This is a genomic window from Sorangium sp. So ce131, from assembly GCF_051519095.1.
GTDB lineage: Bacteria > Myxococcota_A > Polyangia > Polyangiales > Polyangiaceae > Sorangium.
Map to the genome: position 1 here is coordinate 2,582,691 of NZ_CP150455.1, position 25,069 is coordinate 2,607,759.

The 25,069-nt window shown below is 70.4% G+C and carries 19 protein-coding genes; 5 read left to right on the plus strand and 14 right to left on the minus strand.

Annotated features, from left to right (window positions below):
* Positions 1-44: 44 nt before the first annotated feature.
* The 11 genes from WMF43_RS09540 to nrfH all read right to left on the minus strand — a co-directional run bounded on the left by WMF43_RS09540 (position 45) and on the right by nrfH (position 15,663).
* Complete coding sequence (locus WMF43_RS09540) at positions 45-887, minus strand: carbohydrate ABC transporter permease (RefSeq protein WP_437679172.1); 843 nt, start codon at positions 885-887, stop codon at positions 45-47.
* Entirely contained in the window at positions 880-1,878 is a 999-nt protein-coding gene (locus tag WMF43_RS09545; RefSeq protein WP_437679173.1) for a carbohydrate ABC transporter permease, read from the minus strand. The genes WMF43_RS09540 and WMF43_RS09545 overlap by 8 nt, the downstream gene beginning before the upstream one ends.
* The gene (locus WMF43_RS09550) at positions 1,878-3,260 is read right to left on the minus strand and encodes an ABC transporter substrate-binding protein (RefSeq protein ID WP_437679174.1); all 1,383 of its coding nucleotides are present in this window, start codon (positions 3,258-3,260) and stop codon (positions 1,878-1,880) included. Before WMF43_RS09550 ends, WMF43_RS09545 begins: the two co-directional genes overlap by 1 nt.
* A 353-nt stretch (positions 3,261-3,613) precedes the next feature.
* A complete protein-coding gene (locus WMF43_RS09555; RefSeq protein WP_437679175.1) occupies positions 3,614-8,962 on the minus strand; it encodes an AAA family ATPase in 5,349 nt (1,782 codons plus the stop codon).
* A 72-nt stretch (positions 8,963-9,034) separates the two neighbouring features.
* On the minus strand, positions 9,035-9,388 hold the full coding sequence (locus WMF43_RS09560; RefSeq protein WP_437679176.1) for a hypothetical protein: 354 nt from the start codon (positions 9,386-9,388) through the stop codon (positions 9,035-9,037).
* Positions 9,381-9,734, minus strand: a complete 354-nt coding sequence (locus WMF43_RS09565) for a hypothetical protein (protein ID WP_437679177.1) — start codon at positions 9,732-9,734, stop codon at positions 9,381-9,383. Before WMF43_RS09565 ends, WMF43_RS09560 begins: the two co-directional genes overlap by 8 nt.
* 546 nt (positions 9,735-10,280) lie before the next feature.
* Positions 10,281-11,123, minus strand: a complete 843-nt coding sequence (locus tag WMF43_RS09570) for an alpha/beta fold hydrolase (protein WP_437679178.1) — start codon at positions 11,121-11,123, stop codon at positions 10,281-10,283.
* 136 nt (positions 11,124-11,259) lie between these two features.
* Positions 11,260-12,228, minus strand: a complete 969-nt coding sequence (locus WMF43_RS09575) for a TIGR03885 family FMN-dependent LLM class oxidoreductase (RefSeq protein WP_437679179.1) — start codon at positions 12,226-12,228, stop codon at positions 11,260-11,262.
* 129 nt (positions 12,229-12,357) lie between these two features.
* Positions 12,358-13,323 carry a M28 family peptidase gene (locus WMF43_RS09580; protein WP_437679180.1) on the minus strand — a complete coding sequence of 322 codons (966 nt, stop codon included), beginning with the start codon at positions 13,321-13,323 and terminating at the stop codon, positions 12,358-12,360.
* A gap of 141 nt (positions 13,324-13,464) precedes the next feature.
* Positions 13,465-15,081, minus strand: coding sequence for an ammonia-forming cytochrome c nitrite reductase subunit c552 (locus WMF43_RS09585; protein ID WP_437679181.1), 1,617 nt, complete (start codon positions 15,079-15,081; stop codon positions 13,465-13,467).
* A 42-nt stretch (positions 15,082-15,123) separates the two neighbouring features.
* Positions 15,124-15,663: a cytochrome c nitrite reductase small subunit gene (nrfH, locus tag WMF43_RS09590; RefSeq protein WP_437679182.1), complete on the minus strand. Its 540-nt coding sequence runs from the start codon at positions 15,661-15,663 to the stop codon at positions 15,124-15,126.
* A 243-nt stretch (positions 15,664-15,906) separates the two neighbouring features.
* Here nrfH and WMF43_RS09595 point away from each other — a divergent pair, with 243 nt between their 5' ends.
* Genes WMF43_RS09595 through WMF43_RS09615 form a run of 5 tightly spaced genes read left to right on the plus strand, consistent with a single transcriptional unit; the run spans position 15,907 to position 21,189 of the window.
* The gene (locus tag WMF43_RS09595; RefSeq protein WP_437679183.1) at positions 15,907-16,788 is read left to right on the plus strand and encodes a phytanoyl-CoA dioxygenase family protein; all 882 of its coding nucleotides are present in this window, start codon (positions 15,907-15,909) and stop codon (positions 16,786-16,788) included.
* An 8-nt stretch (positions 16,789-16,796) separates the two neighbouring features.
* Positions 16,797-17,948 carry a hypothetical protein gene (locus WMF43_RS09600; protein WP_437679184.1) on the plus strand — a complete coding sequence of 384 codons (1,152 nt, stop codon included), beginning with the start codon at positions 16,797-16,799 and terminating at the stop codon, positions 17,946-17,948.
* Positions 17,945-19,186, plus strand: a complete 1,242-nt coding sequence (locus WMF43_RS09605) for an MFS transporter (protein WP_437679185.1) — start codon at positions 17,945-17,947, stop codon at positions 19,184-19,186. The genes WMF43_RS09600 and WMF43_RS09605 overlap by 4 nt, the downstream gene beginning before the upstream one ends.
* A gap of 60 nt (positions 19,187-19,246) precedes the next feature.
* Positions 19,247-20,152: an alpha/beta fold hydrolase gene (locus tag WMF43_RS09610; RefSeq protein WP_437679186.1), complete on the plus strand. Its 906-nt coding sequence runs from the start codon at positions 19,247-19,249 to the stop codon at positions 20,150-20,152.
* A 17-nt stretch (positions 20,153-20,169) separates the two neighbouring features.
* On the plus strand, positions 20,170-21,189 hold the full coding sequence (locus tag WMF43_RS09615; RefSeq protein ID WP_437679187.1) for a lactonase family protein: 1,020 nt from the start codon (positions 20,170-20,172) through the stop codon (positions 21,187-21,189).
* Between the two features lie 60 nt (positions 21,190-21,249).
* Here the strand turns inward: WMF43_RS09615 and WMF43_RS09620 are convergent, their stop codons facing one another.
* The 3 genes from WMF43_RS09620 to WMF43_RS09630 all read right to left on the minus strand — a co-directional run bounded on the left by WMF43_RS09620 (position 21,250) and on the right by WMF43_RS09630 (position 24,918).
* On the minus strand, positions 21,250-22,068 hold the full coding sequence (locus tag WMF43_RS09620; protein ID WP_437679188.1) for a hypothetical protein: 819 nt from the start codon (positions 22,066-22,068) through the stop codon (positions 21,250-21,252).
* Between the two features lie 106 nt (positions 22,069-22,174).
* Positions 22,175-23,344: a peptide-N-glycosidase F-related protein gene (locus WMF43_RS09625; RefSeq protein WP_437679189.1), complete on the minus strand. Its 1,170-nt coding sequence runs from the start codon at positions 23,342-23,344 to the stop codon at positions 22,175-22,177.
* 503 nt (positions 23,345-23,847) lie between these two features.
* Positions 23,848-24,918, minus strand: coding sequence for an alpha/beta hydrolase (locus WMF43_RS09630; RefSeq protein WP_437679190.1), 1,071 nt, complete (start codon positions 24,916-24,918; stop codon positions 23,848-23,850).
* Positions 24,919-25,069 lie beyond the last annotated feature (151 nt).

Genomic DNA, 25,069 nt, shown 5'->3' on the forward strand with positions numbered 1-25,069 from the left:
CGCAGGCCTGTGCACCAGGGCGCCACGTGCGGTGTCTTTCGCTGTCAGGATTTCACTGCGCCCGCGGTGAGCCCCTGGACGAGGTAGCGCTGGAGTACGAGAAACCCGGTGACCACGGGCACGCTGACGACGACCGAGGCTGCCATCACCTGGTTCCAGTAGATGTTCGACTGGGTGGCATACCCCTGCAGCCCCACGGCGAGGGTGCGCCCGTCGTCGTCCGTGAGCACGGAGGCGAACAGGACCTCTCCCCACGCGGTCATGAAGGCGTAGATCGCGACCGCGACGACGCCCGGCTTGGCCACCGGGAGCACGACGCGGACGAGCGCCGTGAGCGGCCTGGCGCCGTCCACCAGCGCGGCCTCGTCGAGCTCGCGCGGGATGGTGTCGAAATACCCCGCGATGAGCCAGATGGAGAACGGCAGCGAGAAGGTCAGGTACGTGATGATGAGGCCGAGGCGCGTCCCGTGGAGCTCCAGCCCGAGGGTCCGCTCGACCTGCACGAAGATCAGGAACAGGGGGAGCAGGAACAGGATCCCGGGGAACATCTGCGTGGACAGCACGGTGGTGAGGAACGCGCGCCGGCCCCAGAAGCGGTACCTGCTCACCGCGTACCCCGCGAGGATCGCGAGGGCCACCGAGAACACCGTCGAGGCGGCGGCGACGACCGCGCTGTTCACGAAGTAACGCGCGAGCGGCACGGTCCGCCACATGTCGACGAACGGCTGGAGCGTGACCTCGGTCGGCAGCCACGTGAAGGGCCCCTGGACGTCGCGCAGCGGCTTGAGCGCCGAGGTCACCATCACGTAGAGCGGCACCACGGTGAAGACGGCGAGGGCCGCGAGCACGGCGCGCCGCAGCCAGGCGATCCAGGCGGCCTCACGCATGGCGCGCGCTCCTGCCGGAGATCAGGAGATAACTCGTGGTCACGAGGAGGAGGAAGCCGACGAGGAGCACCGACATCGCCGAGCCCAGCCCGAAGTTCCACGTGATGAACGACGCCTGATAGACGTGGATCGCGATGACGCCCGCCTCCGGCGGCGCCGAGCGCCCGAAGAGCGTGTAGGGCGTCGTGAAGTCGTTGAAGCTCCACAGGAAGAGGACGAGCAGCAGCACCTGGTTGACCGGCCGGAGCATCGGGAGCGTGATCGACCGGAAGCGCGTCCACGGGCCGGCGCCGTCGACGCTCGCCGCCTCGTAGAGGTCCGAGGGGATCGCCTGGAGGCCCGCCGTGATCGTGAGGAAGGCGAACGGCCAGGTCCGCCAGATCGCCACGACCAAGAGGCTCGCGAAGCTGTTCGGGCCGAGCAGCCAGAACGGGCGCTCGTCGACGAGGCCCAGCTGGTCGACGAGCACCGTGTTCACGATGCCCGTGTCGCGCTGCAGCATGAAGCTCCAGGTGATGACGCCGGTGAAGATCGGCATCGCGAACGGGACGAGGAACAACGTCCGGAGCGCCGTGCGGCCGGGGAACGGCTTCTGCAGCGCGAGCGCGGCCGCCGTCCCGAGCAGCCACGAGCCGGCGACCACGAGCACGCTGAAGGCGACCGTGATGAAGAACGAGCGGAGGAGGTTCTCGCCGACCGGCGAGCTCACGTCGATGGCGACGCGGTAGTTGGCGAGCCCCACGACCGGCGCCTTGGACCAGTTGCGGATGAAGCGCTGCGTGAGCTGGAGGAAGCTCATCCCCGCCCCGACGAACATCGGGACGAGGTGGACGGCGAGCTCGGCGACCAGCGCGGGGAGCAGGAACACGTACGGGAGGACCCGGCTCTGCCAGCGCCGCCGCGAGGCCCTCCGCGGCCTCGCGGCGGCGGGCGCCCCGGCGAGGGGAGGCGCGCCTCGCCCGGCGCCCTCCGTGCTGGCGCCGCCGAGCATTATTTCGCGCTCGCCATCTGCTGATTGGCCGCGGTCAGCTTGCCGCGGATCGAGGCGTCGGTGACCGCCTTGCCGGCCGCGGCCTCGGCGATGAGATCCCTCATGGCCGTGCCCACGAGCGTCTCGAACTGCGCCGTCTCCTCGATCATCGGCATCGACTCCGCCGTCTCGGCCAGCACCTTCTGGAACACCTGGGTGTTCGCGCTCTTGAAGCGCTCGTCGGCGTAGGCCTCCGACACGACCGGGAGGCTGCCGAAGGCGCCGTTCAGGATCTTCTGCTCCTCGGGGCTCGTCATGAACGCGACGAACTTGAGCGCCGCGTCCCGGTTCTTGCTCTCCTCGAACACGGCGATGTTGATGCCGGCCACGTGGCTGTTCACCGCCTTGCCGCCCGCGGGCAGCGGGTCGGGCATCGGGATCGGCGCCACGCCGTAGGCGTCGCGGGCCATGCCGTTCTGCTCGATCGGCGCCTGGGCGTAGCTCTGGATCATGAGCATCGCCGCCTTGCCCGAGGTGAACTCCTTCAGCATCTGCGTGTCGTTGACGTACTCCGCGTTGCTCGGGTTCACGACCTTGTGGACGCTGAGGAGATCGATGTACTGCTTGATTCCGGCGACCATCTCCGGGTCGTCGAACCGGGGCTGCTTGCCCTCGAAGATCTTGGCGCCGTGCTGCCGGCCGAACATGAACGCGAAGTGGGCGTTCTCGCTGTAGCTGGCGCCCATGATGGCGACGCCGTAACGGCCGTTCTTCGCGTCCGTCAGCTTCTTGGCGACGGTGATGAACTCGCCCCAGTTCGCCGGCGGCTTCTCGAGCCCGGCGTCGGCGAACATCTTCTTGTTGTAGAAGAGGCCGTAAGCGAGCCCGTAGAGCGGCACCGCGGCGGGCGGCTGGCCCGCCGCGCCGGTGGCCGACAGGGTCGTCGGGACGAACCGGTCCTTGCCGCCGATCTTGGCGAGCGCGGCGTCGTCGAACGGCAGGAACGCGCCCGTCGCCTGCAGCGACGCAGACCAGGAGTTGCCGATGTTGAGGACGTCAGGCCCCTTGCCGCTCGAGGTGGCGGCGAGGATCCGGTTGAGCAGGTCCGACCAGGGGATGACCTCGAGCTTGACCTTGATCCCGGTCTGCTTCTCGAACTTGTCGAGCTCGGGCTGGAGGATCTTCCGGTCGTCTTCCACGCTGGGCGCCTGGTTGCTCGCCCAGTACGTCAGCGTCACCGCCTCGGCGGCGGGCGCTCCCCGCGCTCCTTGTTCTCCTTGCGCTCCCTGCGCGGAGGACCCGGGCGACGCGGACGGCGCGTCGCCCCCGCTCTTGCCGCACGCGGCGGTCCCGAGGGCGAGCAGGGCACATGCGGCTACGGCGTCGAGGATGCGTGATTTCACGGTGGCTCTTTCTCCGTCGGCAGGTCCACAACATCGCGCAAATCGCGCAACGCCGCGCAGGCTACCCCCTGCGCGGCCAGGCTTGCAAGGACGTCAAGGCGAGCTGAGCGCTCACTCCGCCTGAAGGTGTACGAGCTGGTCTGTTGTCGCCGTCGCAGCGCGGCGCGCCGCACCTCCTGCGACATCGCCAGGTATGAACGGCGAGCTCGGTGAGTAGAACACTTAATCGGTTCAGTGTCCAGGGCCCTCGTGGGGCCTGGCCCGGACCGGCGGCGCGGCGGGGAGCGCGCGCCGGTGTCACGGACCGCGCCGGGTCGCACGCCCGATCCGACCCCTCCGCGACGCGCCAGCGCCTAGCCTGCGGCCCGCTGCCGCTCGGCCGGAGCGTAGCGGATGACCATCACCGTCACGTCGTCGCGGAGCTCTTGTCCTGCCATGGGGCCCACGATGCCCTTCACGATCGCGCCCGGCGACAGTCCTTGCGCCGCGAGCGCGTGGAATCGCTCCGACAACCCGCGCGTCTCCAGCATCCTCCCACCGGAGGTGACGGATTCCGTGATGCCGTCGGTGTACAGCAGCACCGCGTCCCCGGCTTCGAGTCGTATGACATCGTCCTGGAGCAGCGCCGTGATGTCGTCCTCGATCCCGATCCACATCCCGGTGGTCTCGACGAGCTCCAAGGTGTTGGAGGCCGCCCTGTGGATCACGATGTCCAGGTGGAGGCCGGCGTATCGGACCACGCCGCGGCCGAGCTCCAGGGCGACGATGGTCATGTACTGATCCGGGCTGATGCGGAGCAGGTTCTCACGGACCGCGCGGTTCACGCGGCTCAGCACGACCGCAGGCGTGAGGGGCTCGCCGCCGCGCTCCGACGCCGTGAGGACGGTCCGCACGGCGGTCTGCACCATCATCATGGTCAGACCGGCCGTGACCCCGTGACCCGACACGTCGCCGATGAGGACCCAGCTGCTCCCGTCCGTCTGGACCACGTCGTAGTAGTCGCCCCCGACGCTGTCGGCCGGCGTCATGACGGCGGCCATGTCGTAGTCCTTCAGGCGAGTTTGCTGCGGCAGGAGCACTGTCTGTATCTTGCGCGCGAGATCCATCTCGCTCCACAGCTCCGCCAGGAGCCGCCTGAGCTCCGCCGTCCGCTCCGCGACGAGCCGCTCGAGATCCTCGTTCGTGCGCCGGAGCTCCCGGGAGGCGGCGTCCAGCCGCCCGTAGAGCATGGCGTTCTCGAGGGATACCGCGGCTTGCGTCGCGAGGAACTGCAACAGTCCACATCGAGCCGGGCTGAACGCGTCCGCGGCGATGGTGTTCTCCAGGTACAGGACGCCGGTGACCGTTCCGCCCTGCAGCATCGGGGCGCACAGCGCCGACTTGGGCTGAGCCCGGGTGAAGTACCGGTCCGAGGCGAAGCGCGCGTCGCGGTGCGCGTCCGTCAAGACCGTCAGCTCGCGCGTGCGCGCCACGTACCGCACCAGCGCCTCCGGCACCTCGGAGCTGCCTTGCAGCGCCCGGGTGCCCACGTGCATGGCGTCGGGGTCGATGCTCATGCTCGCCTCCACGGCGAGCGCCCCGGCGCGATCGAGGATCAGGCATCCCCGCTGGGCGCCCGCGTTCTCGAGCAGCGTCCGCATCAGCCGCTCGAGCAGCCGATCGATCACGAGCTCCGTGGCGATCGCCTCCGTCGCGCGGATGGCCGCCGCGAGGTCGAGGCTCTCCCCCGATCGGACCGTGCTGGTCGACTGGCTGGTGGACCTCTGCGGGATCAGAGACTTCCCGTCCGGCGGCCTGAGGGTCGACGACGGCGCCTCGCCGCCCCGGAGCACGTGAGCGTATCTCGACTTCAGCTCCTCGACCTTGCATGTCGCGCCCCAGCGCTGATACCCGTAGACCGCCTCGGCGAGGTACACGCTCGCCACCTTGCTCCGGCGCTGGTCCAGGTGGAACCGGCCGGCCAGCTCGTTGCCGATGGCCGCGGCTTGCACGAAGCCGTGCTCCTCCGCGAGGGCGACGGCGCGGTCGTACAGGTCCAGCGCGCCCTCGGTGCGCCGCTCGATCCGCGCGATCTCCGCCTGCGCGAGCGCGGCGCGGTGCGCGTGGTTCTCGGGCGAGGACCGCGCCCAGGCCTCGAGCGTGGCGGCGTCGGCGCGCAGGCGATCCATCAGCACGGGTACCTCCTCCGGAGCCGCGGTGCGCGTCAGCTCGGCCAGGGTCAGAGCCCGGTAGAATACGAGCTCGGCGTGATAGAACAAGCCAGGGACGGGGTTGCAGCCGTCGCTGCTGGCCAGGGCGTCGCGGAAATGGCCTGCGAGGTACTGGATGATCGCCTTCTCGACCGCGTACATCGCCAGCGCCGGCAGCGGCGCAGAGGCCGTGAAGACGCCCTCATCGAAGCCCGCGTCCTCCAGGGTCGCGGGGTGCCGGGTTTGGCCGGTCAGCGCGCGGATCGTTTGCTGGCCGACCTTGCAAAAGGCCTGGTTGATCACGTCGCCCGTCCTCTCCGCGAGGTCGCGGGCGGTCGAGAGGCTGTCGTCCAGGTCATGCAAGCTCTCGCCCGCAGACATACGAAAATGCAGCATGATCCCGGCGCAGTAGGACGCGTAGATCGGATCGCCCATCTCGAGGCTGAGCTTCAGCCCTGACCGCAGCAGCTCCAGGCTGTACGAGACGTGTCGACACCAGTGAGCGATGAACCCCCCGAACAGGAAGTGGACCTTGCCCCCGCTGGCAGGGCTGCCGTCGCGGGTCGCCAGCTGGAGGCCCAGCAGGCCGAAGCGAAAGGCGTGCTCCCGATCCCCCGTGAGGATGAGGTGCGCGATCGCGTACTGCGCGTAGAAGAAGCCTGCGAGCGGCGCCGTGCCGCGACGGAGCAGCTGGACCGCCTTGAGCACGAGCAGGACGTGCAGCTCGGGCAGGGCCTGGAAGGCCGCCGGGACGCCGGCGGCCAGCACGTCGAGCAGCGCCAGCTCGCGGGCGTCGCGCAGCTCCGGCACCGCCCCCAGGGACTCGACGGCCGTGCCCGCGATGGCGGCTTGATACGCCCCGAGCTCGGCGCCGATCGCGGCGCCGAGCGCCGCCCTGTCCGAGAGAGGCGGCAAGCGCACGTCGAGGAGGCGCAGCGCGTCGACGGCCCTCTCGCACGCGACGTCGAGCCTGCCCGTGTTCGTGTTCAGCAGCACCTCGATGTTGCGCGCCTTGACACGATCCAGCGCGGCCCGCGCGTTGCGCTCCACGGCCTGGAGCGACGCGAACGCGGGGTCCAGGTTCCCGGTGAGGTACTCGCACTCCGCCATCATCAGGTGAGCGGCGCAGACGACGTCGTGCTCTTCGATCCACCCCGCCTCCCCGAGCACGTCGAGCGCCCCCTTCAGGTAGTAGCTCGCCGCGTCGGGCGCCGCCGCCGCGCGCGCCTTGCGGCCGGCGCTCAGGTTGAGCCGCGCGAGCCGGCGCTTCTCGGCTGGCTCGACCATCAGGCTCGCCCCGCGGTTCAGGTGATCCGCGATCGTGAACAGCTCACGGTCGCTCGGACCCGCGTCGCTGCGCTCCAGCAAGAGCCGACCGATGCGGAGATGCACGGACGCTCGCTCCTCGGGGTCGAGGAGGGAGTACGCCGCTTGCTGGACGCGATCGTGCTGGAACCGGAACGCAGCGTCGAGCGCGCCGTCGGCTGCCCCCGCCGGGGCGCGATCCGCCTCCGAACCGTAACGGTATTTGCCGTCCAGCGAGGCGATGAACCCTTGACGCAGCGGCTCCCAGAGGTGCTCGGCCACGTCGCCGTGCGGACGCTGAGACACGATGGCCAGCGTCTCCATGTCGAAGCTGTGCCCGATGCAAGCGGCGAAGTGCAGCATGTCCCGGCTCGCCTGCGGCAATCGGCGCAGCTCGGACAGGAGGAAGTCGACCACGTTGTCCGTCGCCAGCCGCCCCCACACCTGCGCCGTGTCCCATTTCCAGGCCAGGTCCTGGTGGTCGAAGCGCAGCAGGCCGTCACGGTGCAGCGCCGTCAAGAACTGGCCGAGAAAAAAGGGGTTCCCGCGCGTCTTGTCGAGCAAGGCACAGCTGAGGTCGGCCACCGCCTCGGAGGTGCACCCGAGCGTGTCGCCGAGCAGCTGCGCGACGTGGGATGACTCCAGCGGGCCGAGCGCGATCTCGCGCTTCTCGACGCCGGATTGGCGCAGCTCCCGGAGCGCCAGGCGCAGCGGGTGCGCGGCGTCGATCTCGTGATCTCGGTAGGCTCCGATCACCAGCACGTGGCGCACGTCGGCGGCCGTCAGCGCGTGCTGCAGCAGCCGGAGCGAGCTTCCGTCCGCCCATTGCAGATCATCCATGAAGAGCACGAGCGGGCGCTCCCGGGTGGCGAGCGCGCGGAGAAAGCTCACGAAGACGCGCTCGAAGCGGTGCTGCGACTCGCTCGGCCCCAGCTCCGGCACAGCGGGCTGCGGGCCGACCACGAGCGCGAGCTCGGGGACCAGATCCACGAGGAGCGCCGCGTTCGTGCCGGCGGCCTCGAGGATCGCACTTCGCCGCTGCTCCAGCACCTCCGCCGGCTCCGCGAGCACGGACATGACGAGAGCGCGGCAAGCGCGGGCGATCGGGGCGTAAGGGGCGCTCCGGGCCAGGTAGTCGAACTTGCCTGCCCCGAAGTACACCTCGCCGAGCAGCTCCTGGTGCAGCGCCTCCACGAGCGCGGATTTCCCGACGCCTGCTGGTCCGGCCAGCAGCACGAGCTCGCTCCCGCCCTCCCTGGCCCGGCCGAAGCTCTCCAGGAGGTCGGCCAGCTCGCGCTCGCGACCGTAGAGCTTCTCGGGGATCGCGAGCTCATCGGATCTGTCGCGTTCACCGAGCCCGAACACCTCCACCGCGCCCGACCGCTTGACCTGATCCAGGCATCGCTGCAGATCGTGCTGCAATCCATCGGCGGTCTGGTACCGCTGCTCTACTGTCTTGCTGAGCAGCTTGAGGATCAAATCCGACAGGATCGGCGGCAAGTCCGGGCGGCATGCCGCAGGCGCCCGCGGGCTGCGGGCGATATGGCTATGCACCAGCTCCAGCGGGTCGCTGGTGTCGAAGGGCAGGACGCCGGTGAAGAGCTCGTACAGAGTGACTCCGAGCGAGTACAGATCGGCTCGAAAGTCCACGCTCCGGTTCATCCGCCCCGTCTGCTCGGGGGCGATGTAAGCCAGCGTTCCCTCCAGCTGAGCGACCCCTGAGAGCGCGTCGATTTTTCGAGAGATACGCGTCGCGATCCCGAAATCGACCAGGATCAGCGAGCCGGTGTCGGCCTTGACGAAGAAGTGGTGGGGCTTGATGTCCTTGTGAATGACGTGCTTGCGGTGGACCGCCGCGAGCACGCGCGCCATGGCCAGCGCCAGCTCGAGCGAGCGCTGCAGATCCAGGTAGCCTGATCGGAGCAGCTTGTCGACGGAGACGTCCCCCGCGTCCTCCATGACCAAGGCGAGCCCATGCCCGTGGCGCTCCAGCCCGATGGGCCTCACGACTTCAGGTATGTCGAGCCACGTCAATAGCTCATATTCGTGGCGCAGGCGCCCCACCTCGATCGAGGTCGGGCGCTCGCTCCTGAGCAGCTTCACCAGCACGGGCGTCCCGTCGGCCGCGCGATAACCACGGTGGACCTCGGAGCTGGCGGTCTCGCGGATCTTCGTGCTGAGGGTGTACCGGTCGGACAGGGTGATCATGGTGGACTCGTGAGAGCCGGCTCTCGTCGCGCGATCGCGGTCAGGGGCGCATGGGTGAGGTGGCTCTTCAGATCACTGCACCTTCGTCCTCTTCAGGGTGCGCGCCAGGGCCGCCATGCAGTTGCGGTGAGCCCGTTGCCAGTCGTTGTCGCAGAAGACGACGAGCACGTACCGGCTGGTTTGATCCAGCAGCTTTATCAGGTCCACCAGCGGCTTCACCGTGGCCGAGTTCATGTAGTCGAGCTTGGTCAGGTCCACTGTGACATCGGTGTTCTTGAGCTTCGCCGACCAGTCCGCCAGGAACGGGTTGAGGAAGCTGGCGGGGCTGCGGATATCGCTGACGCCCGACCACTCGATGCGCGAGCGGTCGCCCTCGCGAGAGATGCGCACGACCAGCCCATCATGCTCAAACGACCATTCAGTCATGAATTCTCCTGGTGGCTGTCACGGTGACGACCTCGTTCGCGTACGTCGCGCCGAGCGTGAAGCCACCTTCCAGCGCGATCCTGTAGATCCCAAGGCTCGTGTTTTCGCTCGGGCCAGCGAGCAGCTCCTGGAGCCGCGCGACATAGAGGTCTTCCTTGTTCGCCGCGTCGCGCAGGGACTGCACGCAGCATAACAATCGCTTCGCCGAGCGCTGGTCGGTGCAGCCGTTGATGGCGACGATATGGATCGTGTCGCCGGTCAGGCCGAGCGTGAAGAGAATGGCGCGCGCGGCGGGCACCTCCTCGCCGTACTTGATGGCGTTCTCCAGCAGCTCGCAGGCCGTCATCTCCGCCGCGTCCACGACGGCGCTGGGGCACTGCGCCAGCGCTTCACGAACCGAGGTCCGAGTCGCGCGTAGATCGCTCCACACCGGGGGGATAGAGGTGTGCAAAAGTGGCCGCATCACTTACGCCGCGCCTGTCGCGCCCAGCGGCGGGGCAGCGGGGGCACATTGTATGGGTTGCGGCTTCATCAGGGGCTAGTTCCGTGCCTCACGAGCTTGGCCAGGGATCCCGAGAGATTTCAACGCAAAGGCGCAAACCAGAATTTTCTCTGAGATGTTGCGCATTTGCGCCTTTGCGTTGAAACATGTCTTCTCTCGCCGTGATCCCTGACAAGACTTCTGACAGGCCGAGCCAGAGCTCGGGGGGAGTGAATCCCGAGCTCGTCCGGAGGGGAGAATGAAATCGAAGTTGGCTCGCGGATGTCAAGCCTCAGCGGCGAGCCCTGCCCGAGGTCGACGGGATCTCCGTGTCTGTGATTCGGCTCCCGGGAGAGAGCGAGGGATCGCGGCGGTCCACCGCCTCGGAGCGCCGCCTTGGGCGACGATGTGCTAGGGCGCGCCCAGGAACGCCCGGATCGCGGCGAGCGCCTCCGCGCGCGCGTCGTCGAGCACGGCGTGCCCGGCGTTCGGGAAGCGCCTGGTCTGGACGAGCTCCGGGGGCAGCGCCGCCGCGAGATCGCGCGCGTCGTCGATCGTCGCGAACGGGTCGAGATCGCCGGAGAGGACGAGGGTAGGGCAGCGGACGCGCGCGAGCGCCGCGCGGAGGTCGTACGTCTGCATCTCGCCGGCCACGAAGTAGCCGCCCACGTCGAGGTGCACGACCGCGCGCTCGACCGCCCCTCGCTCCGGCGGGGACTGCCGGTAGAGCGGGAAGCAGACCTCGATGTACTCGGGGAACGTGGCCATCGGGTCCGCGAAGAAGCGGCGGGCCACGCCGGCCGCGCGCGCGCCCCCGAGCCGCTCGAACATCACCAGCATGCGGTCGAGGCGGAGCCGCGCCGTCGTGCTCACCAGGATGAGCTTCGCCGGGTGATCCGGGTGCCGCGCCGCGTAGGCCTGCGCCACCATGCCGCCGAACGACGAGCCCAGCACCACGGGCCGCTCGATGTCGAGCGCGTCGCAGAAGGCCCGCACGTCGTCCGCCCACGTGTCCAGGTTCCAGCGCTCGGGCCCGCCGCGGTCGCTGCGCCCCGAGCCGCGGTGGTCGAGGTAGATGACCTGCGCGACGTCGGCGAGCGCCGAGCCGAAGGGCCTGAACTCGGTGTGATCGAAGCCCGGCCCGCCGTGCAGCAGGAGCACCGTGGGGCGCTCGCGCATCGCGGGCCCGTCGGGCACGAGCTTCGACCCTTCCACATCAAAGAACAGCCGCGTGTCGCCTGCATGGACTCTCATCGTCGCGCAGTGAAATCACACCGCGCAGCGCTCCGCCAGACCCTCTGTCAGGCCGGTCGCCCGGCGTGTGGCGGATCGCCCCACCCTGTGCTGCGCTGCGCGCGCGGCGCGGCGGCTGGGCCCGCCGGGCCGCGCATCACTTGGCCAGGGCCGGGAGCACGCGCTCGCCGAAGGCCTCGATGAAGGCCTGCTGGTTCGTGGTCACGTTGTGAACATAGATGGCGTCGAAGCCGAGATCGGCGTCCTCGCGCAGCCAGGCCTCGTGCTGCGCGGGATCGGCCGAGACGCGCACCGCTGCCGCGACGTCTTCCGGGCGCACGAAGGACGCGGCCGCGTCGAAGTGCTCCGGCATCGCCAGGCTCGCGAGCAGCCGCGGCGAGATCACGTTGGTGCGCCACTGCTCGTGGGCCTCGCGCAGCGCGACGCGCTCGTCGGGGTCGTAGGCGATCTTCACCTGGAGCACCATCGGCTTGCCCTCGCCGCCGCCCTCCCGGAAGCGGCGCACCACCTCGCGGAGCTGGTCTCTCCCCTGCGACACCGTGATCAGCCCGTCGGCCCACCGGCCCACCCGCGCCGCGGTGCCCGCCGAGATCGCCGCGCCGAGGAGCCGCGGCGGCGCCGCGGGCCGCGTGTAGAGCTTCGCGCCCTCCACGACGACGCGGCCGCGGTGGGTCACGTCCTCGCCGCGCCACAGCGCCCGGATCACCTCGGCGCACTCCTCGAGGCGCGCGGTCCGCTCGGCGTGATCAGGCCACTTCTCCCCGGTGATATGCTCGTTCAGCGCCTCCCCGCTCCCGATCGAGAGCCAGAACCGGCCCGGGTACATCTCGGCCAGCGTGGCGGCCGCCTGGGCGATCACCGCGGGATGGTAGCGGTAGCCGGGGGCGCAGACCGTCCCGAACGACAGCGACGTGGCCTCCAGCGCCGCGCCGAGCCAGGACCAGGCAAAGCCGCTCTGGCCTTGCTTCTCGCTCCAGGGGAGGAAGTGGTCCGAGCACATCGCCCCCGCGAACCCGGCCTGCTCGGCGTGACGCACGTGCCGGAGCAAGGCCGAAGGGGCGAGCTGTTCGTGGGACGCGTGGTAACCGATCGCGAGCTTTCGCATGAGTTCGCCGGGATCCTTGGCGCGCCGGGCACCGGCCGGCGCGCTCCGGCGCCTGCCTCAGCAACCGGCGCGCCAGGGGCGCCTCGCGCGGCCCGGCATGGCCCGGCCGCCCGGCCGGCGGCCTCCGGCTCACTCGAGCAGGATGTCCGCCGCGGCGAGCCCGGCGGCCTGCGTCAGCCGCCGCATGTAATCCCAGTTGAGCCGGTCGACCGTGTCGCAGCGTGCGTGGTAGCAGGGGTTGCCGTCTCCCCCGAAGAAGGCCTGCGACACCGCGACCGCCGGCTTCCCGTAACGCCAGAACGCGGCGTGGTCGCTGCGATCCGTGCAGGCGTCCACCCTGTTGAGGCCGAGGTCGCCCCGCACCGCCGCGGCCTCGACGCGGGCGGCCAGCTCGGCCGAGGTGTTCTCGTCGCAGTGGATGACATGGTATCGCCCATCGTTGTTGGCGTCGTAGGCGGTCATCTCGAGATCGAGGACGCCGACCACCTGCTCCATCTGCCCCGTGCGATCGAGCATACGCGCATAGGCGTTCGAGCCGAGCAGCCCGCTCTCCTCCTGGTCGAAGGCGACGACGCGGAGCCCGATCTGGAGCGGCGCCGCCGCGAGCGCGCGCGCGATCGCGAGCGCCGACACGACCCCGGATCCGTCGTCGTCGGCGCCGGCGTTGCTGACCGAATCGTAATGCGCCGAGACGATGAGGACCCGGGACGGGTCGGCGCCGGCCTTCTCCGCGACGACGTTGACGCCGCGCTGGAAGCCGCTGTCATAAGCGTGCTCCTCGACGGTGAACCCGAGCGCCTCGTACTGCTCGCGCAGCCAGCCGCGGGCGAGGGCGCGCCCGGCGGCGGAGCCGCGCTCGCGGATAACCACGGCGCGGCCGCCGACGGTCGCGGTCGCGGCGCCGGAGAGCTCCCTGAGGCGCGCCTCGAGGAACTCCGGCTCAATGGTCATCACGGTGTCCGCGCCCACGAGCGAGCCATGGATTTCGTCGGCCGCCGGCTCGCGCAGGTCTTCTACCGCGCACGAGGCCGTGGCCAGCGCAAACGCAGCACAGATCCCGGCGACGACGCGCGAAGGATCACGGGTCGAGGTCATCGAGTCCTCCCTTTCGGGGGGCACCCTATGGATCTCGCCTCGAGGATCCAAGAACTATCTTCGCGACAAGGACGTTATCGGCGGCTCATGTCGTGTCGAATGCATGGCAGGACACAGGCGCGCTGCGGTGGACCTATCGAGTCATGGTCCAGGCTGTCGGGCCGATGAGGCCGCGGGCGCGGCCGGAGTGGCGGGGGCCGGCGACGCCGCGGGCGCGGCCGGAGCGGCAGGGGCCGACGATGCCGCGGGCGCCGACGACCCCGCGGGCGCGGCCGAGGCCCCGGGCGCGGACGGCGCTGCGGTCGCGGGCGCCGCCGCGGGCGCGGCGATCGCGCCGGCCGCCTCCCTCGGGGCGCCGTCGCGCAGCGCGAGCTGCCCGCGGCGGCAGGTGTCGATCGCCGACGCGAGGATGCGCATCGCCTCCTGCGGCGCGTGGAAGCCGGACGAGTTCTCGGCCTCGGCGAAATCGAGGAAGAACTGGCACTTGCGCTGGGCCGCGCGCGCCTCGGCGAGGGCGTCGTCGGCCATGCCCGCCTGCTTCGCCCGCTGGATGTCGCCGATCAGCGCGGTCACCGCGTCGAGCGCCCGGTTCCGCGCCTCGAAATGGCGCTCCTGGATCGTCTCCACCCGCTGCCGGAGCTCGTCCTCGGGCCACTTGTGGCACGTCTGGCACGCGCGGTTGATGTTGAGCAGCGGGCTCTGGACGTGATGATCGCTGATCTTCGCCGCGCCCACCCGCTGGTACGGCATGTGGCAGTCCGCGCAGGCCACGCCGGAGCGGGCGTGCACGCCCTGGTTCCACATCTCGAACTCGGGGTGCTGCGCCTTCAGCGTCCTCGCCCCCGAGTCGGCGTGGGTCCAGTCCGCGTGGCCGGTCTCCTCGTAGTAAGCATAGATGTCGTCGACCCGGAGCCCCTTCGCCCACGGGTACACGAGGCGCTTCTCCGGGCCCTTGAAGTAATACTCGACGTGGCACTGCCCGCAGACGTACGAGCGCATCTCCTGGCCCGTGGCCATCGTGTTGACGTCGTAGTCCTTCACGCCCATCGACGCCTTGAGCGCGCGGATCCCCTCGATGAACCCGGGCCGCGTCACCCGGAGCTGCATCGACTGCGGATCGTGGCAGTCGATGCACGAGACCGGGTGCGTCACGCGCTTGCGCGCCTCCGCGAAGGGCATCTGGTTCATCACCTCGAACCCGCGGATGAGGTCGCCGCCCCCGGCCTTCTTGTAAGGCACGTAGACCGACGCGTGGCAGTGGATGCACGTGCCCGGCTGCTTCGTCGCGGCCTGCCGCTCGGTGTACACCTGATCCTCGAGCATGTACGCGTGCCCGCGCTCCTCGCGGAAGTCGCGCGAGAAGGCGTAGCCGGCCCACATCGTCTTGAGCCGCCCGTCCTCCTCGAGCTTCGACTGCGAGACGACGCTGCGCGGATCGGCCTGGGTCGGCGTGCGCGGCACCGCCTCGCTGCCGCCGAAGCGCGTGCGCTTCTGGTCGACCGTGCGCCGGTAGCCGTCGTACTGGAGGGGGAAGTTCTTCCCCCAGACCGCCGGGTCCTCTATCGTGTCGTCAAGCTCGACGACGCGATAGAACGGGCTCTTGGCCTCCTGTTTGTGCTCGAAGATGTTGACGAGCAGCGCGGCGATCCCGGCGGTCGCGGCCGCCGTCAGGATCGTGATGAGCGGCAGGAAGCGGCGGAGCTCCGCGAACCGCTCGCGCTTCGTCGTCTCGGATCTCTCGTCCTTGGGCTCGGTCATCGTCTCATCCCTGGAAGCGGGTCGTCCCTGGAGGCGCGCGCCTCAGTGCAGGTGCCCCACCGAGTTATGGCAGCGCACGCACGAGAGCCGGGGCGCGCCGCCGTGCTCGTTGTCGATCGCGTGCACGATGTCGCCGTGGCAGCCGCGACAGGCCTCCTCCGTGATGCGGAGATTGCCGGGCTTGATCCGGATCGGGTCCGCGAAGCGCCCGGAGGTGAAGGCGAACGAGTGCCAGAACCCGTTCGTCGCCTTCGTGGCATATTTGCCGAAGAAGGTGTGGGGAGCATGGCAGTCGTTGCATCCTGCCACAGCGCGGTGGCTGGAGCGCTGCCACCCGTCGAACTGCTCGTTCATGATGTGGCAGTTGGCGCAGGCCGACGGATCGTTCTGCAGATAGGAGGCCCCTTTGGCGTACACGAACGTGTAGCCGCCGAGCCCCGCGGCCGCCCCGAGCGCGAGGCAGAGCACGAGCGGCAGGATCCGCGGCCAGCGGAGGCCTCCGCGCTTCCGGACGGGCTCGCGGGACGGCTCGTGTGCACCTCGCGGTTCCCCCTCCACGTTCTCGTCGGGCTCATGGGTCATCGGTCGTGGCACCGCGTCCCCGCTGGCAAAGCGAGTGCCACTGTCCAGGGAGGCAGGCGCGATTCCAAGGAAGCTCGCAGAAGAAGCGGCCTGAGCGGCCGGCGCGCCGCCGCGGCAGCCTCTTTCACGAGGGGCGCGGGGCCACCGGCCTGCAGTCGGTGCGCCGCGGCGCACGTCCTGCGCCCCGCGGCGGCCGTTCCCGCCGGGGCGCGGCTGCGCTATCGGTGGCGAGGAGACGCCCTCGTGAACGTTACGCCCGACACACGAAGCGCGGCCGCCGCCCCGGCCGCGGGGGCCGGCCTGCCGCCGGCGAACCACCGGATCCGGATGCCGGACTTCGAGCTCGGCGACGCCCTCACGGCCGAGCAGCGCGCCTTCCTCGACACGCACGGGTTCATCCGGTTCAAGGGCTTCGCCGGCCGCGGCGCGGTGCGCGCGCTGATCGAGGAGGTCGAGGACATCGACCGCCGGCTCGTCCGGGAGGGGAGGACCCACGTGAACGGCGTCCCGCTCCTCTTCGGCGTCCGGAAGGACGGGTCGCGCTACATCCAGCGGATGGTGTTCGCGTCGCTCTTCGGCGAGCGCCTCGGCGCGTTCCTCCGCGACGACCGCTTCCGCGCCATCCTCGACGTGGCCGGCCCCGGCTACCGGATCGCCGAGCGGGAGCGCGACGGGCTCGTGATCAACCACTACCGCCACGAGGAGGGGTCGACGTACCAGCGCCTCGGCTGGCACACCGACAGCCTGCGCGACGTCTTCTACCTCGAGAAGCCGCGGCGTTACCTGAACGTCGGCTTCTACCTCGACGACTCGCCCCTCTCGAAGGGCGGCGTGCGGCTCCTCCCCGCGTCGCACGAGCAGGGCCTCTTCTCGATGCTCACCCGCAAGGCCTATTTCATGGACCACCGGCCCGATCCCGAGGAGTACGCGCTCGAGGCCGAGGCGGGTGATCTCACGATCCACGACGGCCGCATCTGGCACCGCGTCGCGCAGGCCACGGCCACGGGCGACGCGAGCCAGCGGCGGGTCATGTACCTCCCGCTCATGACGGGCCCGCTCAAGCCGAAGCACGAGGACAGCCCGACGCCGCTGTATTTCCGGCTGAAGCGGCTCGCGGGGTACTGAGCGTCGCGATGCCGGTCGCCGTCGAGGAGGTGAGGGGCCGCGCGGAGCTCGCCGAGATCCTCGATCTCCCGCTCCGGCTGCACGCGGCCGACCCGTGGTACGTCCCGCCCCTCCGCGCGCTCGTCCTCCGGCGGCTCGACCCCGCGAACCCCTTCTTCCGCGACGCGAGCCTCCGCTTCTTCCGGGCGCGGCGCGGGCGCGAGACGGTCGGCTCCGTCTCGCTGCTCCTCGACGAGCGGCACGACCGCCACAGCGGCGAGCGCACGGCGTTCTTCGGCTTCTTCGAGTGCGAGCGCGACCCGGAGGCGGCGCGGGCGCTGCTCGGCGCGGTGAGCGAGCGCGCGGCGGCGGCGGGCGCGACGTCGCTCCGGGGCCCGCGCAACGTGACGCGCGTCGAGGACGTCGGCCTGCTGATCGAGGGGTTCGGCACGCGGCCGCCGCTGCTCGCCGGCCACCACCCGCCGTACTACCGCGAGCTCATCGAGGCCGAGGGGTTCACGAAGCGCTTCGACATGCTCGCCTACGACACGCCGCTCTTCGACGCCGCGGGGCGCCGCCGCGAGCTCCCCGAGCCGCTGCGCAGCAAGGCCGCGGCGGTGGACATCCCGGGCCTCGAGGTGCGCCGGGTCTCCTTCCGCCGCGTCTCGCGCGACATGGCGCTCGCCCACGCCGTCTTCACGGAGGCGTACCGCACGGTGCCGGACGTGGTCCCGATGTCCGCCGCGCAGTTCGTGAGCCTGGGGCGCGTGTTCGTCGCGCTCGCGGACCGCAACCTCATCCAGCTCGCGACGGTGCGCGGCGAGCCGGCGGCGTTCGCGGCGTGCCTGCCCGAGCTGAACGAGGCGTTCGCGGCGGCGCGCGGGCGGCTCCTGCCGCTCGGCTGGGCGCGCGTCGCCTGGGCGCTCCGCCGCGTCCGGACGGCGAGCTTCAAGCTGATCGGCGTCGTGCCGGCGTTCCGGTCGACGGGCCTCCACGCGAGGCTCATCCAGCACGTGGTCGACGGCCTGCGGGCGGCCGGCTATGAGCGGCTCGAGGCCTCCTTGATCCACGAGGACAACGCGCCGATGCGCCACATCGTCGAGTCGGCCGGGTGCGCGCTCTACCGGCGCTACCGCGTCTACGAGCGCCCGCTCGGGCAGAGGGAGCAGGTGCCGCGGTGACGACCGCCTCCGAGCCGAAGACGCCGCTCACGCCGTACCAGCGGCGGCTGTTCGTGTTCCTGAGCGTGGCCTCGTTCTTCGAGGGCTACGACTTCCTGGCGCTCACGCAGATCCTCCCGAACGTCGGCGCGGAGATGGGGCTCTCGCCGAGCGACGAGGGGCTGCTCGTCGGCGTGATCAACGCGGGCACGATGATCGCCTACGTGCTCGTCCGCAAGGCGGATCAGTGGGGCCGGCGGCGGGTGCTCACGATCACCATCGCCGGCTACACGCTCTTCTCGGTGCTCACGGGGCTCGCGCCGAACGTGTTCGCGTTCGCGGCCTGCCAGCTCCTCGCGCGCGTCTTCCTGATCGGCGAGTGGGCGGTCAGCATGGTGTACGCGGCCGAGGAGTACCCGAAGGACCGGCGCGGGATGGTGATCGGCGTCATCCAGGCGTTCTCGAGCCTGGGCTCCATCGTGTGCGCCGGCGTGGTGCCGCTGCTCCTCTCGACGCCGCTCGGGTGGCGCAGCGTCTATTTCGTGGGCGGCGTCCCGCTCGTGATGATGGCGGTGGCGCGGCGCGGCCTGCGCGAGACGGCGCGGTTCGAGCGGCACGCGGCCGAGCGGCGGGGCGAGGGCGCGCCGCCGTTCACGCAGATCCTGCGGTCGGCGCACCGCGGCCGGATGCTGGAGCTCGCGCTCATCTGGGGCGTGACGTACGTCTGCACGCAGAACGCGGTCACGTTCTGGAAGACGTTCGCGCTCCGGGAGCGCGGGATGACGGACGCCGAGGTGGGGGCCAGCATCACGCTCGCCGCGCTCGTCTCGACGCCGCTCATCTTCGCGTCGGGCAAGCTGATCGACGTCGCGGGCCGCCGCAGGGGCGCGGTGGTCATCTACACGCTGACCGCGGCCGGCGTGCTCGGCGCCTACGCGCTCCCGACGCAGGCCGGGCTCACCGTCGCGCTGATCTTCGCCATCTTCGGCGCGAGCGGCGTGCTTCCGGTGCTGAACGCGTACACGACCGAGCTCTTCCCGACGCATTTCCGGAGCGACGCGGTCGCCTGGTCCAACAACCTGCTCGGCCGGATCACGTACATCCTGTCGCCGATCGGCCTCGGGATCGCGGCGGAGCGGGTGGGCTGGGGGAGGGCGGTGTCGACGACGGCGGTGTTCCCGCTGATCGCGCTCGTGCTCATCCTCTGGCTGCTCCCGGAGACGCGCGGCAAGGAGCTGGAGGAGACGTCGCGGGTCTGAGCCGGCCGCCGGCGGGCGGCCCGTGGTACGGTCGTCCGCGCTCAGCGCGAGGAGGAGCCCTTGATCCAGCATCACCACGCCGATCTCGGCCAGCTACGGATGCACTACGTCACCGCGGGGGAGGGCGAGCCCGTCCTCTTCCTGCACGGCTTCCCGGAGTACTGGGGAGTATGGCGATCGGTGATCGAGGATCTCTCCCGCGATCACCGGACCATCGCGCCCGACCTGCGCGGCTACAACCTCACCTCGCGCCCCGAGGAGGTGGACGCGTACGGGATCGAGCACCTCGTCGCCGACGTGAAGGGCCTGCTCGATCACCTGGGCGTGCGGAAGGTCCGGCTCGTGGCCCAGGACTGGGGCGGCATCGTCGCGTGGTGCTTCCTGCTGCGGCATCCGGAGTACGTCGCGCGCTTCGCGACGATCAACATCACCCATCCGCACCTGTTCAACGAGGCGCTGCGCAGCGACCCCGAGCAGCAGAAGGCGAGCCAGTACATGCTGCAGTTCCGCGCGCCCGGAACCGAGGTGGCGATGGCCCAGGACGACTTCGCGTCCCTGCGCGCGGTGGTCTTCGGCGACGCGCGGGCCCACGGGGCGAAGCTCCCGGACGAGCAGGTCGAGGAGTGGCTCGCGGCCTGGAAGCAGCCCGGAGCGATTGCAGCCGGGCTCAACTATTACAGGGCCGCGGAGATCGGGCCTCCGCCTCCTGGGGAAGTGGTGGAGCGTCCGAGCAACCTGCTCGAGCGGCTCGGGATCGGGCCGGATCGTTACGGCGTGGAGGTCCCGGTCCTCGTGCTCTGGGGCGAGGGAGACCCGTATTTGATGCAGGGTGGCCTCGACAGGCTGCACCGTTACGTTCGCGACCTGCACATCCGGAAGATCCCCGGGGCGACCCACTGGGTCACGCTGCAGCGGCCGGAGCTCGTGGCGCGCTCGCTGCGCGGCTTCTTCCAGCTCCGTGATTGACATTCGGAGCCTCATCGATGACCCAGGCCGGCACCTACGCCTACGTCGCCAGCGCCGAGAGCCGCGAGATCTCGGTGCTGCGCCTCCACACCGCCGACGGATCGCTGGCGCCGGTGCAGACCGTCGTCGTCGAAGGCCAGGCCGGGCCGCTCGCGGTCTCGCCGGACCGGCGCTTCCTCTACATCGCGCTGCGCTCCGAGCCCTATGCCGTGCAGAGCTTCGCGCTGGACGCCGCCAGCGGGCAGCTCCAGCCGCTCTCGACGGCGCCGCTGCCCGACAGCATGGCGCACCTCGTCACCGATCGCAGCGGGCGCCATCTCTTCGGCGCCTCCTATGGCGGCCACAAGACCAGCGTCAGCCCGATCGGCAGCGACGGCACGGTGGGCGAGCCTGCTGCGGTGTTGCCCACGGGCCGCCACGCGCATGCCACGCTGGTGGATCCGTCGAACCGCTACGTCTTCGTCACGACCCTCGGCACGGACGAGGTGGTGCAGTGGCGCTTCGACGCCGCCACCGGCCGGCTCACGCCGAACGATCCGCCGACGCTGCCGCTGCGTCCGCAGGCCGGCCCGCGCCACCTGGTGTTCGCTCCCGACGGGCGCTTCGTCTACCTGCTCAACGAGCTGGATGCGAGCGTCGAGGCTCTGGCGCTCGACGCCGAGCGCGGCACGTTGTCGGCGGTGCAGAGCCTCTCCACGCTGCCCGAGGGCTTCTCGGGGAAGCCCTGGGCGGCCGACCTGCACCTCACGCCCGACGGCCGCTTCCTCTACACCTCGGAGCGCACGTCCAGCACGCTGGCCGGCTTCCGCGTCGATGCGCAGACCGGCCGCCTGAGCCTGGTCTCGCACGCGCCCACGGAACAGCAGCCGCGCGGCTTCCAGATCGACCCCAGCGGCCGCTGGCTCGTCGCCGCCGGGCAGCTCTCACACGCCGTGCGCGTGCACGCAATCGACGGCGCGAGCGGCCGGCTCACCCCCGTGAGGTCGTACCCGGTGGGCCGCAGTCCCCACTGGGTGGAAGTCCTGAGCTTCCCCTGAAGCTGAACACCGCAAGAAGCGCATCACCGGCCCGGTGATTGCCCCGGCCGAGGGGCGCGATCACCTGTAGAAGCCGATGTCGTCGATGTAGACGTCGAAATCCTCGCCCTGCGCGAACTGGAAACCGATCGCGTAGAGCCCTGCGAGGTCGATGGCCTGGGCGGTGGGCTCGGCGCCCCAGCCTTCGCGCGCGAGCTCCACGAACGGGATCACGACCGCGGCCCACGCCGTGCCGAGGCGCGCGGTGTAGGACCAGTGGTCGAAGCACTGGTTGGCCTCGTCCGCTCCCGACTCATCGCAGAGCCCGCCCGCGGGGTCCGAGACCTTGTCCGAGATGTGGATCTTCATGGTCGTCGCCGCGCCCGCGTCGCCGAGCCTGGCCCAGAACACGATACCGGCGTACTCCGACGCGTCGTAGGCGAGCGGGGCCATGTCCGGGCGGTTCAGCGCGAAGCGGACCCCGGCGCCCCACTCCGTGAAGCCGGACCCGAACGTGTGCATCGCCATCGTGCTCTGGCCACGCGGCGGCGTGAGCGCCTCCGGGATGAACTCGACGGGCATCTCGTCCGTGTAGACCGGTGGAGTCTGCGTGCCCGTCCCATCGTTGTAGCTGTGCCAGTAGCCGGCCCTGCCGCCCGCCTCCGCGATGGCGCCGTTGCCGTCTTCCATGTCGTCGATCAGCGCGACGTCCGTCGGGACGACCACCTCACCACCGCCGGCCCCCGCGCCACCAGTCGCCGAGGCCGACGGCAGACCGCCGGACGCGCCGCCCGCCCCTTCCGCCAGGTGGTAGCTGTCGTCCAGCCCCGCGAGCGTGGTGCACCCGCCGGCCGTGAGCGCCCACGCCGCCCCTATGCATGCTGCGCGCCTCTTCGCCATGACTTCTCCTATCACCGCCGCGCGGGCGCGGTCCACCGCCGCGCGGGAGCGCCGGCGGCGCGGCGTCAGGCGATCGGGCTATGAGGAGTGAGCGCGGCGGTCGAGGCTAGTTTTGCGGAGCGCCGAACGCGAAATACACCGCCGAGATCCGCCACGCGCCGCCCTCTGCGACCTTGGAGATCTCCCATCCGAACGTGTGGCTCCCCGGCGTGCGCAGGGCGTCCGCGTCCCAGGTGAGCGGCGGCGATTCGCTCCCCGGGCACCAGTTCGCGCGCGACGCCCTCACGCTCGAGGTCGCTCCGCACGGGTTCTCGAGGCAGTAATCGAACCCGTCGTCCTCTGGGCCGTAGTGGGTGAGCGTGCAGAGCTTCTCGCAGTCGGTGCGCCACGGCAGGAGCGTCTCGAGCTCTGCGCCGTCCACCCGGATGACGTGGCTTCTCTTGCAGAACTCCTCCGCGGGCCCGATGCACCCCGATTCCATCTCGCCGCCGCCGTGCCCGGTCACCCGGTACTCCAGGCGCGAGCTCACCGTGCCCTCGGGGACCTCCACGGCGAGCGGCCCCGGTGCGTCCGCCGTCGTTTGCGAGCCGTTGAACAGCGGGATCACCGCCAGCACCTTGCGCGGCGCGGGGCCGGGCACCACCTCGACGACCGCGCTCACGTTCCAGCCGCCGTTCGAGCCGCTCACCTCGCCGTTCGCGTCGGACCAGGTCGGAATGACCGTCCTCAGGCGGTGTTTGCCGGCGGGGAGCCCGTTGGCGACGTCGGTGATATCCACCTCCAGGTGGAGCGGCCCCCCGAACGGCGTGATCGCGCGAACGAGCTCGATCCCGGGGGGGGCCGCCGCGGGGTCGTCGGGATCGTCGAGCGACAGCTCGAAGTTGCGATCGAACGCGTCGCAGTCCGCGGGCCAGTTCTCCCCTTCCGGTGGAGGGTTGTCCTGCCACGTGTCGAACGGGTAACACGTGGTCTCGAGATCCACGACGAGCTTCACGCTCGCGAACGGCCCGTCATGGAGATCGATGTCCACGTCCGCCCGCTGGAAGTTCGGCTGGCTCGAGTCGCTCGTGATCCGGACCCGCTCGAACGCGGCGATCGTGTAGGGATCCGCGTAAGAGGGCGCAGGCGCCGCGCCCCCCGCCCCGCCCGTGCCGCCCGCGCCCGCCTGGGGTTCTCCGGGCGCCGGCGCGTCTTTGCCGCACCCGGATGCCCCCGCGAGGATCGAGGAGACCAGCGCCCCGGCGAGGGCTCGTCGTGCGAGATGTCGTACCGCCATGGGATCCTCCGAGGCGTGGAGCGCGCGTCGCGCTCCGGTCTCCATAACACGACGGCGAGCCGGCGGGGCGAGCTTTGTCAAGAGCACGGCGTGCTCGTGGGATCATCAAAGAGGTCGGACCCGAGCGAGCAAGCCTGGCCTTCGTCTTTCGTCTTTCGTCTTTCGTCCTTCGTGCTCGTCCTCGTGATCGTGATCGTGATCGCTTATATCGTCACACGTCCGCGTAGCGTACGTTCACCAGGTCGCCGCACTCCATCGTTGCGCCTCCACGCCGAACACAGTGCAAATGAGTGCTCGGTTTGCGCTCGCCGGCTTCCGTGAGCTCTCTTCGATGTTCGGGGTCATCGAGGCGGCTACCGTACCAGAGCGATCACGATCACGATCACGAGGACGAGCACGAGAGACGAAAGACGAGAGACGAAAGACGAAAGACGAAAGACGAGAGACGGGGGAGCGGTCTGGCCACAGTCCGACGGTCATTTGCCGTGGGGAATCGTTCCCCCTCACCGCGCCGAGAGGAATCCCTCAATCACCTCGAACACCCGCGGCACGACGGGAAGCCCCGGATCGCTGTACGCCCTCTGCTGCTCCTCCGCCTCCAGCGAGGCCTCCTTGAGCACATGATTCATCCCCTCGATCAGGACGAGCTCCGCGTCCCCCCGCGCCCCCGCGAGCCGCTCGGCGTCCTCCACCGCGACCTGGATGTCCGTCGTCCCTTGCACGATGACGATCGGCGCCTCAACCCACTCGATCTCGACCGCAGGATCATACGCCATCCACGAGATCATGTAAGGCTGCACGCTCGGATGAAACAGCTCCACGAGCGCTGACGGAACCTCCTCCACGAGCTGGCCGCGCTCGAGCGCCTCGATGATCCCATACGCCGTCTCCCGCAGCTCCCCGTCCGGGATCGCCCTCTCGAGCTGCTCGCGCAGCACCTCGCCGATCGGCCGCCCCGCGCCCGCGATCGAGACGTACCCGTCGATCTCGACCTCCTTCGCGACCAGCATCCCGAGCAGCGATCCCTCGCTGTGCCCCACCACCGCGATCTCCGCGAACCGCCCGTCCTCGCGCAGCCTCTTCACCCAGAGCCCCGCGTCGTCGGCGCCCATCTCGAAGCGGAACTCCCGCGCGTCCCGCGGCGCCGCGCCCACGCTCCCCCCGACCCCGGCCTTGTCGTACCGGATCGACGCGATCCCCCGGTCCCGGAGCCCCTCCGCCAGCAGCCGGTACGCGCTCGCGCCGAGGCCTGCGGCCGCGGAGTTCCCATCCCGGTCGTTCGGCCCGGAGCCGGGGATGATCACGACCGCCGGGAACGGCCCGCACCCGCCCGGCACCTCGAGGGTCCCCGCGAGCGCGCCGCGCGTGTTCTCGACCGTGATCTCGACGCTGGCCGCCTCCGGGCACGGCGGGACGTCCACCGGCGGAGGCTGCTCCCCGCCGCCCGGGAGCGGATCACTCGCGTGCGGCTCCCCGCCGCCGCCGCCCGCGCCGCCGCAGCCGACGGCGAAGGGCGCGCACGCCAGCGCGGCCACACAGGGAAGAGCGACGAGAGCGCCTCGCGCAGAACGCATGAACCAAGATCGCAACGACATCACGAACCCTCCGTGAGAGAACCAAGGATGGAGACGGTGGAGACGTGCGGCGCCGAGCGAGCGCACCCCTGCGCTCGCGGCCGGCCGCCGACAGACGACGATGCAGACGTGGAGTCGGCGCGCGCCGCGC